Annotated in this window: 10 protein-coding genes; 6 read left to right on the forward strand and 4 right to left on the reverse strand. The window is 71.4% G+C overall.

Annotated elements, in window-relative coordinates:
* Window positions 1-8 precede the first annotated feature (8 nt).
* From ACE3OU_RS16460 to moaE, 5 genes are read left to right on the forward strand one after another with little or no spacing between them, the layout of a single operon-like run.
* Entirely contained in the window at window positions 9-1391 is a 1383-nt protein-coding gene (locus ACE3OU_RS16460) for a hypothetical protein (protein WP_374242638.1), read from the forward strand.
* A 7-nt stretch (window positions 1392-1398) separates the two neighbouring features.
* Entirely contained in the window at window positions 1399-1905 is a 507-nt protein-coding gene (gene mobB / locus ACE3OU_RS16465) for a molybdopterin-guanine dinucleotide biosynthesis protein B (RefSeq protein WP_374242639.1), read from the forward strand.
* Window positions 1902-3119 (forward strand): gephyrin-like molybdotransferase Glp, encoded by a 1218-nt coding sequence (gene glp, locus ACE3OU_RS16470; protein WP_374242640.1) that lies wholly within the window; start codon window positions 1902-1904, stop codon window positions 3117-3119. Before mobB ends, glp begins: the two co-directional genes overlap by 4 nt.
* Complete coding sequence (gene moaD / locus ACE3OU_RS16475) at window positions 3116-3370, forward strand: molybdopterin converting factor subunit 1 (protein ID WP_374242641.1); 255 nt, start codon at window positions 3116-3118, stop codon at window positions 3368-3370. Before glp ends, moaD begins: the two co-directional genes overlap by 4 nt.
* 1 nt (window position 3371) lies before the next feature.
* Entirely contained in the window at window positions 3372-3845 is a 474-nt protein-coding gene (gene moaE / locus ACE3OU_RS16480; protein ID WP_374242642.1) for a molybdopterin synthase catalytic subunit MoaE, read from the forward strand.
* 370 nt (window positions 3846-4215) lie between these two features.
* Here the strand turns inward: moaE and ACE3OU_RS16485 are convergent, their stop codons facing one another.
* The 4 genes from ACE3OU_RS16485 to ACE3OU_RS16500 form a co-directional block, all read right to left on the reverse strand.
* Entirely contained in the window at window positions 4216-6030 is a 1815-nt protein-coding gene (locus tag ACE3OU_RS16485; RefSeq protein WP_374242643.1) for a TRAP transporter large permease subunit, read from the reverse strand.
* Between the two features lie 201 nt (window positions 6031-6231).
* On the reverse strand, window positions 6232-7275 hold the full coding sequence (gene dctP / locus ACE3OU_RS16490; protein ID WP_374242644.1) for a TRAP transporter substrate-binding protein DctP: 1044 nt from the start codon (window positions 7273-7275) through the stop codon (window positions 6232-6234).
* Between the two features lie 23 nt (window positions 7276-7298).
* Window positions 7299-8213, reverse strand: coding sequence for a TRAP transporter TatT component family protein (locus ACE3OU_RS16495; RefSeq protein ID WP_374242645.1), 915 nt, complete (start codon window positions 8211-8213; stop codon window positions 7299-7301).
* Between the two features lie 132 nt (window positions 8214-8345).
* Window positions 8346-8978 carry a YitT family protein gene (locus ACE3OU_RS16500; protein ID WP_374242646.1) on the reverse strand — a complete coding sequence of 211 codons (633 nt, stop codon included), beginning with the start codon at window positions 8976-8978 and terminating at the stop codon, window positions 8346-8348.
* Between the two features lie 163 nt (window positions 8979-9141).
* Between ACE3OU_RS16500 and ACE3OU_RS16505 the strand changes: the two genes are divergently transcribed.
* A complete protein-coding gene (locus tag ACE3OU_RS16505; protein ID WP_374242647.1) occupies window positions 9142-10731 on the forward strand; it encodes a DUF2235 domain-containing protein in 1590 nt (529 codons plus the stop codon).
* The last annotated feature ends 168 nt before the right edge of the window (window positions 10732-10899 follow it).

Below are 10899 nucleotides of genomic sequence, written 5' to 3' on the forward strand. Positions count from 1 at the left end.
GGTTTCCGATGACCCTTTCGCCCGTCTCCAGCCCCGTGTCCGCTCCTGCTGACGTCAACACCATCCTCGCCGGGTCCGCGGCGGGGGGCTGCGCCGGCATGGCCGAAGCCCTCAACGTGGGCTGCCAGTGCGTCTCCCTCGACCGCCAGGCCCTGCTCGATGCCCTGGCCCGTGATCCCCGGGACGGCGCGCTGCAGGCGATGCTGGCCGAAAGCCGGCCGCACCTGTTTTCCGACTCGATGGCCTTCGTCTCGGCCCGCCACGTCCGGCGCATGGCCGACGTCGTCGCGGCCATCGAACGGGTCGTCGCGCTGCCCGCCTGGCAGGACGCGGTTCTCGCCTGGGCGCCGGCCAGCGCGCGGCATGCCAGCCGGGCGTCCGGGGTCTTCCTGGGCTACGACTTCCACCTCGGCCCCGACGGCCCCCAGCTCATCGAGATCAACACCAACGCCGGCGGCGGCCTGCTCAACGCGATCCTCGGCCGCGCCCAGCGGGCCTGCTGCGCCGAAGTCGCCGAGGCCATGGATGCCGTGCCGGGCGAGGCGGCCGACCTGGAGGCGCGTTTTGTTGCCATGTTCCGCGCCGAGTGGCGGGCGGAGCGGGGCGACGCGGCCCTCCGTCACGTGGCCATCGTGGACGAGGCGCCCCAGGGCCAGTACCTGCTGCCCGAGTTCCTGCTTTTCCAGCGGCTGTTCGAGCGCCACGGCATCGCCGCGTCGATCTGTGACCCGGCCGAACTCCGCCACGGCCCGGACGGCCTCAGCCTGCAGGGCCGGCCGGTGGATCTGGTCTACAACCGCCTCACCGACTTCGCCCTGGCCGAGCCCGCCAGCGCCGCGCTGCGCGAAGCCTGGCTAGGCGGCACGGCGGTGATCACGCCCCATCCGCGCGCCCACGCCCTCTACGCCGACAAGCGCAATCTGGTGCTGCTGTCCGACCCGGAGGCCCTGCGTCGCCTGGGGGCCGACGAAGCCACCATCGCCATGATCCAGGCCGGGGTGCCGCACACCGAGGCCGTCAGCGCGGCGCGGGCCGACGACTTCTGGGCGCGCCGGCGCGGGCTGTTCTTCAAGCCGGCCAGCGGCTTCGGCAGCCGTGGCGCCTACCGGGGCGACAAGCTCACCCGGCGGGTGTTCGACGAGATCCTCGCCGGCGACTACATTGCCCAGGCCTTCGTGCCGCCTTCCGAGCGGCGGGTGGCGGTGGAGGGGGCGCCGGTGGATCTCAAGATGGACCTCCGCAACTATGTTTACCGGGGTGAGGTGCAGCTCGTCACCGCGCGCCTCTACCGCGGCCAGACCACCAACTTCCGCACCCCCGGGGGCGGCTTTGCGCCGGTGCTGGCGCTGCCCTGCGACGAGCCGCCGGAACCCTGCGGCTGCCACGGATGATCACACCATGAAGGTATTCGGTTTCGCCGGCTGGTCCGGCTCGGGCAAGACCACGCTGATCGAACAGCTGCTCCCCTGCATCGCCCGCCGTGGCCTGAAGGTGTCGGTCATCAAGCACACCCACCACGCCTTCGACGTGGACAAGCCGGGCAAGGACTCCTGGCGTCACCGGGAGGCCGGTGCCAGCGAGATCCTGCTCGTCTCCGACCAGCGCTGGGTGCTGATGCACGAACTGCGCGGCGACCCGGAGCCCGACCTGGCCGCCCAGCTGGCCATCATGTCGCCCTGCGACCTGGTGCTGGTCGAGGGTTTCAAGTCGGTGCAGATCCCCAAGATCGAGATCCACCGCCCGGCCCACGGCCGTCCGCTGCTGCACCCGGACAACCCGGCCATCGTCGCCGTCGCCACCGACGCGCCGCCCGACGGGTTGCCCGGCCTCGCCTTGCCCCGTCTCGACCTCAACGATCCGGCCGCCGTGGCCGAGTTCATCCTTCGCCATCAGGGCCTGCTATGAAACAACCCCTGCGTCCCTTCGAGGACATGCGCGCGGCCCTGCTGGCCGCCGCCACGCCGCTCTCCGCCGTCGAGGAGGTGCCCACCGCCGAGGCCCTCGGGCGGGTGCTCGCCGTCGACCAGCTCTCCGGCCTCGACGTGCCGCCCCTCGACAACTCGTCGATGGACGGCTACGCGGTGCGCTGCGCCGACATCGCCGCTCCCGGCACCCGGCTGCGCGTCGCCCAGCGCATTCCCGCCGGCAGCGTCGGCCACAGCCTGGAGCCGGGCACCGCGGCGCGCATCTTCACCGGCGCGCCGGTGCCCCACGGCGCCGACGCCGTGGTGATGCAGGAGTTGTGCACCCTTGACGGCGACGGCGTGCTCATCGATCACCAGCCCCGGCCTGGCGAATGGATCCGCCGCGCCGGCGAGGACATCGCCCGCGGATCGGTTGTGCTCACCGCCGGCCAGCGCCTCGGCCCGCAGATGCTGGGCCTCGCCGCCTCGGTGGGCTGCGCGGCGCTCCCGGTGTTCCGGCGCCTGCGGGTGGCGTTGTTCTCCACCGGCGACGAGCTGGTGATGCCCGGCGAGCCGCTGCCGCCGGGCGCCATCTACAACTCCAACCGCTACGTGCTGCGCGGCCTGCTCGAAGCCCTCGGCTGCCAGGTGAGCGACCTGGGGATCGTGCCCGACAGCCTCGCCGCCACCCGTGCCGCGCTGCGCGAAGCCGCGGCCGGCAACGACCTCATCCTCACCAGCGGCGGCGTGTCGGTGGGCGAGGAGGACCACGTCAAGCCGGCGGTCGAGGCCGAGGGCCGGCTCGACCTGTGGCTCGTTGCGATGAAGCCCGGCAAGCCGGTGGCGTTCGGCCGGGTCGACAGCCCCGCCGGCGGCGCCGACTTCATCGGCCTGCCGGGCAACCCGGTGTCGAGCTTCGTCACCTTCCTGATGCTGGTGCGGCCCTTCATCCTGCGCCGGATGGGCGTCGAGGACTGCCTGCCGAAGGGCATCATCCTGTCCGCCGGCTTCGACTGGCCGCGGCCCGATCGCCGCCGCGAGTTCCTGCGCGCGCGGATCGGCGAGGCCGGCCGGGTCGAGCTGTTTCCCAACCAGGGGCCCGGTGTGCTCAGCTCCACCGTATGGGCCGCCGGCCTCGTCGATAACCCCGCCGGCCACGCCGTCACCCGCGGCGAGCCGGTGTCCTTCATTCCCTATTCCGAACTGTTGTCATGAGCATCAAGGTCCTGTACTTCGCCAGCCTGCGCGAAACCCTCGGCTACACCCACGAAACCCTCACCCTGCCGGCCAGCATCGCCACCCTGGGCGACCTGCGCGGCCACCTGGCCCGCCGCGGCGGCGTGTGGGAGGCCCTCGGCGAGGGGCGCAACGTGAGGGCCGCAGTCAATCAGGAGATGGCCGGCCCCGATCGCCCGGTGGCCGACCACGACGAGATCGCCTTCTTTCCACCCGTTACCGGAGGCTGACATGCGCGTCAGTGTTCAGGAGGCCGACTTCGACGTCGGCGCCGAAACCCAGGCCCTCTCCGCCGGCCGCTCCGACGTGGGGGCCGTGGCCACCTTCGTCGGCCTCGTCCGCGCCGACAAGCTCGATGGCGACAGCGCCGCGGCGCAGGCCGTTTCGGCGATGACCCTCGAGCACTATCCGGGCATGACCGAGAAATCGCTGGAGGCCATCGTCGCCGAAGCCGAGGGCCGCTGGAGCCTGCTCGGGGTGCGGGTGATCCACCGCTTCGGCCGCCTCGTGGCGGGCGACCGCATCGTCTTCGTCGGTGTCGCCAGCAGCCACCGGGGCGACGCCTTCGCCGCCTGCGAGTTCATCATGGACTACCTCAAGACCCGCGCGCCGTTCTGGAAGAAGGAAGACACGCCCGACGGCGGCCGCTGGGTGGATGCCCGCGAAGCCGACGACGCGGCGGCGGAGAAGTGGGGCAAGGCCTGAAGCGCCGGCGCAGTCACTCAGGTTGTTGAGCGGCGAGGTCGGCGCGCTGAGTTCAGCGCTCTACGATCCGGGCGAAACAGGAGCCTGTCAGCCCCTTGCGTTCCGGGCTCGGCAGTCTGAGCAGAATTGCCCGCGCGATGAGTTCCGAACCCTGATTTCCGAGTGTCTTGCCCAGTGCCTTGAGCGCAAAGCTCAAACCGCTGAGCCGATCGACTCACCGGTTTGATAAAAATGCTCAGCGGGCTGAGGTCCATGGTCAGCGTGCTGGGCGGACCGCTCAGGGGGCTGACATCCGGGCTTGGGGCATGCCTGCCTGGTCGCCATCCGCGAACAGCCGGCCGCCGGGTGTCCAAACCCCGCTGGCCATCCCTCAGCCCCCGAGCAGCACCCCCGGCAACCATGTCGCGATCTCCGGTACCCACGAGATCACCAGCGCTCCCACGAAGATCGCCAGCAATGCCGGCAGCACCGACACCGCGACCTCGCGAATCGGTTTGCCGAACATCGCCGAGGCGAAGAAGATGTTCATGCCCGCCGGCGGGCACAAAAAGCCCATCTCCATCACCGCCAGGAAGATCACCCCGAAGTGCACCGGGTCGATCCCGTAGCTCTGGGCGACCGGCAGCAGCAGGGGCACCAGCACCACGATGGCGGCGTAGATCTCCATCAGCGCGCCGGCGGCAAACAGGAACACGTTGAGCGCCAGCAGGAAGGCGAACTTGCCCGGCAGCACGGCCTGGGCCCATTCCACCGCGGCGTCGGGGATGCCGGCGTTGACCAGGTAGTTGGTGAGGCCCAGCGCCATGCCGAGGATCACCATCACGCCGCCGATCACCTGGGCGCAATCGGCAAGGCAGCGGCGCAGCAGGGGCCAGCTCAGCTCCCGGTGGGTCACGGCCTGGGTGAGCAGGGCGTAGGCCGCGGTGAGGGCGGCGCTCTCGGTGGGGGTGGCGATGCCGCTGGCCAGCGAGCCGATCGCCACCACCGGGGCGAGGATCTCCCAGCGGGCGGCCCAGGCGGCGGCGAGGGCGCGGCGCGGGTCGGCCTTCGGGCGCGGGGTGGCCGGGGCGATGCCCCCCCGGCGCAGGTAGCCGCCGAAGACCAGCAGGCAGGCCACCATCACCAGGGCGGGCAGCAGGCCGGCGAGGAACATGGTGTTGATGGGCACCCGGGCGATGATGGCGTACATGATCAGCGGCACCGACGGGGCCAGCAGCACGCCCAGCGCGCTGGCGCTGGTGACGAGGCTGATGCCGCGGCGCTCGGGTACGCCGGCGTCGCGCAGGAGCGGCAGCAGGAGGCCGCCGAGGGCCAGGATGGTGACGCCGCTGCCGCCGGTGAAGGCGGTGAAGAAGGAGCACAGCACCGCCGCCGCGGCCACCGTGCCCAGCGCGCCGCCGCCGAAGCAGGCGGTGAACAGCGCCCCCAGCCGGGCCGCCGCGCCGCTGCGGGCGAACACTAGCCCGGCCAGGGTGAACAGGGGCAGGGCGGGCAGCGAAGGGTTGACGGTGATCTGGTAGTGGGACAGCGGCACCGAGGCCAGCGGTTGGCCCTCGGACCAGAACAGGGCCAGGGCGAGCCCGCCCAGGGCCGCGAAGATCGGCGCGCCGGCCAGCAGGGCAGCCAGCAACCACAGCACGAAGGGCAGCAGCGGCAGGGTTGCACCGTCGAAGTGGCGGGCAAACAGGAAGCCGACCGTCGCCAGGGCCGTGCCCCGCAGCCAGCGGATCCAGGCACCGCCGGCGCCCTCCGGCGGGCGGGCGCCGAGCCGCACGGCCAGGATCACGAAGCCGAGCGGCATCAGCGCCTGCACCGCCCATACGGGCAGGCCGTAGGCCAGCTCGCGGCCGCCGTCGAGCTCGCTGGCGACGAAGTTCCAGCTGGCGGCGGCCAGCATGCCGGCCAGCAGCGCCGCGCTGCCATCGGCGAACAGGCGCGCGGCCAGCCTGAGCCGCGGGTTGCGGGCGGCCGCGAAGCCGCCGCCGAGGGTCGTCAGGTGGCCGGTGCGTTCGGCCAGGATGGCGCCGAACATCGCCAGCGCCAGGCCCAGATGCTGGACCAGCACGGCGGCGTTCTCGATGCCCCGCCCATGGAGCGGCCGCAGGGCGATCTCCAGCAGCGGGATCAGGGTCATCAGCGCCAGCGCCACGGAGGCGATGGCTTCGTCGAAGGGGAGGCGGCGCATGGGGGATTCGGGAGGGGCCGGGTTGGCGGGGTGATGGGGCGGGGAGGCGCCATGGGTGCGAATTCATTCGCACGCCGAGGCTGAATGAGATCGCCCGGCGGGCGGGCTCGCACCGTGCGGCATGGCCGGGGGCGCGCCCTGGCCGCGGCGGGAAAGCCGGCCCTGCGGGCTGCCTCCCCGGTCTGCCGGAATGTGCCGGGTTCAGCGCTTGCCGGCGCGGTAGTCCTTGAGGAGCCTGACGACCTCGTCGAAGGTGTCGGCGGGCACCATCCGACCGCGGATGCGCGGGTAGAGCTGCTCGGCCAGGGTGTTCCATTCCTTCATCTGCTCGGGGCTCGGGGTGTGCACCTGCAGGCCGCGCTTCTTCATGGCGTCGACGGCCTCGTCCACCTCCTTGCGGGCCTGGGTGCGCATCTGCAGGCCGGTGCGGGTGGCGGCGGCCTTCAGGGCATCGCGGGCGGCCGGGCTCATCTCGTCCCAGCTCTTCCGGGTGACCACCAGCGCGCCGACGATGGGGGCCCAGTTGATGTCCAGCATGTGGCCGGCGGTGGCGTAGATCTGGCTGGCCAGCGCGAAGTAGGGGGTGGCCGGGACGGCGGTGATCATGCCGGTCTGGATCGACGGCAGGATGTCGCTGGTCTCCAGGGGCACCGGGGTGTAGCCGAGGCTCTTCATGATGTCCTGCTGCTCGCTCTCGCCGGCCCAGGCGAAGAACTTCATCCGGCGGTAGTCGTCGGGGCGCAGGGCGGCCTCCTTCGAGAAGAAGCGCACCCAGCCGGCGTCGCCCCAGGCCAGCACCACGAAGCCCTTGTCGAGGAACTTCTTTTCCATCGCCGGGCGCATCTTCTCGCGCACGTAATCCACCTCGTCCCAGCTGCGGAACATCAGCGGCATGTTCTGCAGCGCCGAGATGGACGGCTCGATCTCCCGCAGGCCGACCACCGACAGCAGCGCGCCCTGAAGCTGGCCGATGCGCATCCGGCGCGCCATGTCGGTCTCGCCGCCCTGGCTCCCGTCCGGATAGACCACGTACTTGGCGCCGTCGCCCTGGGCGCCGCGCCAGGCTTCGCCGACCTCCATCAGCTGGCGGTGGTAGAGGGAGTTCTTGGGGGCGAGGGTGCCGATGCGCAGCTGGGCCGGCGCGGCGGTGGCGTGGCCGGCGGCGACGAGGCCCGCGATCAGGCTGAAGAGGAGGCCGAGCAGGCTGATGCGATGGGCGAACACGAGGTGGCCGATGCGGTGCATGGGGAGCGTCCTGGAAGAAAGGTTCAGAAGAGGTCGTCGGTGTTGTCGAGCAGCCAGCGGGCGCGGCGGCGCATGACTTCGTCGGCGAGGCTGTGGGCACCGGCGGGGGCTTCGGGCAGCGCGAGGGCCTGGCCGAGCAGGGCGCGGAAGGCGGCCTTGTCGCCGGCCGGCTGGGCGATCCCTTCTGCCTTGGCGACGAAGGCGCCGACGCTGCGCCCGCCGGAGAGGCGGATGGCTTCGTCGAAGAAGCGGGCGGCTCCGGCCGGCGTGCCGCCGGGGCGGGCCACCTCGAAGCTGCCCATCAGGCTGGCCAGGTCGCCGTTGCCGAAGGCCGGGTCAGCCTCCCAGGCCAGGCGGGCGAGGCGGATTGCCAGGGGCAGGTCGGCGACGGTGTCGGGCGCGTCCTTGGAGAGGGAGATCAGCCCGCCCCAGGCGGCGGCGCCCCAGTAGGCCAGCGGGACGTCGTCCGCCCCCAGGCGCAGCGCGGCGGCGGGCTGGGCGAGGGCGGTGGCGAAGCCCGGGTGGCGGGCTTCGAGGGCGGCCCGCGCGTGGTCGCGTCCGCGCTGGTAGAGGCGTGCGGCGCGGCGGCGCAGCTGCTCGGCGGCGCGGGTGTCGGTGGCGTCGAGGCGGTCGGCCTCGAAGGCGACGAAGGCGTAGGCGTATTGCGTGAAGCCACCGGCGACGGCCGCGGCGAGGCCGGCGTGCTGCGGTTGCGGGCGCAGCACGGATTCGGAGAGCTTGAGGTAGAACGGGGCAGCGTCGCGGGCGAGCTCCAGGTCGGTCTCGGCGGCCTGGCCCTGGGCGGCGAGTTCGTCGGCGAGCTGGCCCAGCACCATCTGGCGCGGCGCGCAGGCGGAGAGCAGCAGGGCGGCGGTGAGCGCGGCGAGGCCGTGCAGGAGGCGGGTGAGGGGCGGGGTGGGGCGGCTGTGCGGCGCCATGGGCGATGCGACGCCGGCAGGCGGTGCCCGCGTCGGGTTATGGGATGCGACGCAAGATAGCCGCCGAACATTGCACGACGGTTGCATGAGGGTTGCGGCAGCGTTGCGCGCGCATTGCGGCGCGGATGCGGCCTAGAAGCCGAAGTAGCGGTCCGGCCGGTGGTTGATGCCGATCACCAGATTGAGGGCCGCCGCGCTGAGGATGGACAGGCCCACCTGGCCCGGGCTGACCACCAGCAGGCCGAGGCTGAGGATGATCACGTCGAGGCTCATCTGCACGCTGCCGGCGCGCCAGCCGCGGGTCTTCTGCAGGTAGATCGCCAGCACGCCTGAGCCGCCGAGGCTGGCCCCGTGGCGCATCAGGATCAGGATGCCGATGCCGGCCAGCAGCCCGCCCATCACCGCGGCGAAGACCGGGTCGAGGCGCTCGAAGCGGACCAGCGACGGCACCAGCTCGGTAAAGAGCGACAGGGTGCCCACCGCGCAGAAGGTCTTGAAGGTGAAGCGCTTGCCGAGGGCTGCCAGCCCGAAGGCGTAGAAGGGCAGGTTGATGAGGAACAGCACCAGACCCAGCCGCCAGCCGCCGAGGTAGTGGATGAGGAAGGATAGCCCGGTGGTGCCGCCGGTGAGCAGCCGGCTCTCCCGCAGCATCAGGATCGACAGGGCGACGAAGAGGCAGCCGGTGACGAGGGCCTGGAGGTCTTCGGTGAGGGTGTGCGGCGCGGCGCGGGGGGGCAGGGGCGCGTGGAGTTCGGAGTGGGGCATGGCGGGCGGACCCGGTTGCGGGCTTCCATGATAGCCACAAGGGCCCGGTGCGGTGCATTGGGGTGGTCCGCAGCGCGGCAGCTCCGGCGGGTTTCGACGACAATGCGGGCCTGGATCGAAACGCCGGGCTGGCCGCAGCCGGCCGTTCAATGGAGAGGTGGGCGTGAAGCGCTGGAACAAGGTGCCGGAGAGCGGCACCGGCAAGAACATCGTGGTGTGCATCGACGGCACCGGCAACGGGCCGCGCGGAGCGGAGGCGACCAACGTGTGGCGTCTCTTCGAGGCGCTGGCCGAGATACCGGGGCAGCAGTGCAAGTGCTACCTGCCGGGGGTCGGCGCGCAGCGTGGGGCACCCATTTACACGCCCGGGAAAAACTGGACGCTGCGCGTCCGGCGCCCGCTGGGCGATGCGCTGCCGGTCTGGATCGCCCGCTGTGGTCCGCTCGGGCGGAAGTTGGCGGGGGGCACCGGGCTCGGCACGGCCGATCGGATCACCCTGGCCTATGCCTTCCTGTGCCACCACTACAGGCCGGGCGACCGCATCTACCTCTTCGGCTTCAGTCGTGGGGCAACGGCGGTGCGCTCGCTGGCGGGCTTCATGGATACCGTGGGCCTGCTCTTCCACGACAGGCTGGAACACGTGGCCGAGGCGTACCGACTGTACGTTCATCCCCGCGCCGAGGTTCGCGCGCAGCTGCAGCGCTTTGTGCAGCGCGTCACCGGTGTCTGGATCCGACGCAGCGGCACCTATACCGTGCTGAGGTGCGGAGAGGGGGCGGCCGCCAGGACGCTGCCGTTCCGCTACCGGATGTCGGCGCATTTTCTGGGGGTGTGGGATACGGTCGCCTCGCTGGGCCTGCCCGGCCGGCTGCCGGAGCATCACCGTACGGAGGTGCCACCCTTCGTGGGGCGGGCACGCCACGCGCTGGCCGTGCATGAGCTGCGGGGCTGGGCCTTTCCGCCCCTGTTGTTTACCCGCTGCGCGGGCCGGGACGTGAAGCAGGTGTGGTTTGCCGGTGCCCATGCGGATGTCGGGGGCGGCTATCCGAAGCGGGGGCTGGCGGACATCACGCTCGCGTGGATGCTGGGCGAGGCGGCGAGCCTTGAAGCTTCGGCGGCTGCGCCGTCGGGTCTCCTGCTCGCCGATGCGGGTGACAAGGGCGGGGAGGATGCCCGCCAGTGCGGATCAGAGGTGGCGCAGCCCGTGTTGCACGAGGAGATCTCCGCGCCCGGCAGCCTGTGGCTCGACATTCCCGCGGTGCGGCGCCCGCTGGCCCAGCCCGGAAGGCTGACGCGGGAGGTGCTGGAGAGCTTTGCGGTCCATCCGTCCGCGCTGCAGAGGTTGCTCGGACCGGAGGCCGTTTCCTATCGCTTCGGGCCGGGGCGCTTCGGGGAGGACGTCAATCCGCAGCTGGTCGCCGCCGACGACGCGCTCCTCCGCTTGATCCTGCTGCTCCATCGGCATGAGCAGGCGCCGTTTGCGGCGACGATGAAGTGTCGCAGCAGTCGGGAAGATGATTGGATCTCCCGGGGGAAAGACGGCCAGCTCCCTGCCCAAGGTCGGCAGGACGCGGAGTCGGTGGCGCTGTTGAATGCCTTGCCGGACGCCATCCGGGGTTTTTACGCTGGCCAAGGGGATGCCCGCGAGTTTGCCGGATGGCTCACGCTGATTGGTGCGGTGGTGCTTCTGAGCACCCCAACCCCGCGCACGGGCCAGGTGTCCCTGAAGAAACGACGATGCGTTACAAGGTGAACGGCAGTGCCGAGATGACCGACACGTCATTGGTGCGAGCACGCGGCGTTAGCCGACGCCGTGTTGCGAGCCCGTCTCTGAGCATGGTCCGGGAATCGTCGGTGACATTGGTGAGCGGCGCGAGCCGCATCCCGTTTGAGAGATCGAGTCGAATTCGACGCTTCCCAT

It is taken from the genome of Zoogloea sp., assembly GCF_041908905.1.
Lineage (GTDB): Bacteria > Pseudomonadota > Gammaproteobacteria > Burkholderiales > Rhodocyclaceae > Zoogloea.

What these genes read in the sequence shown, in the direction of transcription:
- ACE3OU_RS16460 (WP_374242638.1), top strand. Translation starts at nt 9, where the DNA reads ATGACCCTTTCGCCCGTCTCCAGCCCCGTGTCCGCTCCTGCTGACGTC.
- mobB (WP_374242639.1), top strand. Translation starts at nt 1,399, where the DNA reads ATGAAGGTATTCGGTTTCGCCGGCTGGTCCGGCTCGGGCAAGACCACG.
- ACE3OU_RS16485 (WP_374242643.1), bottom strand. Translation starts at nt 6,030, where the DNA reads ATGCGCCGCCTCCCCTTCGACGAAGCCATCGCCTCCGTGGCGCTGGCG.
- glp (WP_374242640.1), top strand. Translation starts at nt 1,902, where the DNA reads ATGAAACAACCCCTGCGTCCCTTCGAGGACATGCGCGCGGCCCTGCTG.
- ACE3OU_RS16500 (WP_374242646.1), bottom strand. Translation starts at nt 8,978, where the DNA reads ATGCCCCACTCCGAACTCCACGCGCCCCTGCCCCCCCGCGCCGCGCCG.
- ACE3OU_RS16495 (WP_374242645.1), bottom strand. Translation starts at nt 8,213, where the DNA reads ATGGCGCCGCACAGCCGCCCCACCCCGCCCCTCACCCGCCTCCTGCAC.
- moaE (WP_374242642.1), top strand. Translation starts at nt 3,372, where the DNA reads ATGCGCGTCAGTGTTCAGGAGGCCGACTTCGACGTCGGCGCCGAAACC.
- dctP (WP_374242644.1), bottom strand. Translation starts at nt 7,275, where the DNA reads ATGCACCGCATCGGCCACCTCGTGTTCGCCCATCGCATCAGCCTGCTC.
- moaD (WP_374242641.1), top strand. Translation starts at nt 3,116, where the DNA reads ATGAGCATCAAGGTCCTGTACTTCGCCAGCCTGCGCGAAACCCTCGGC.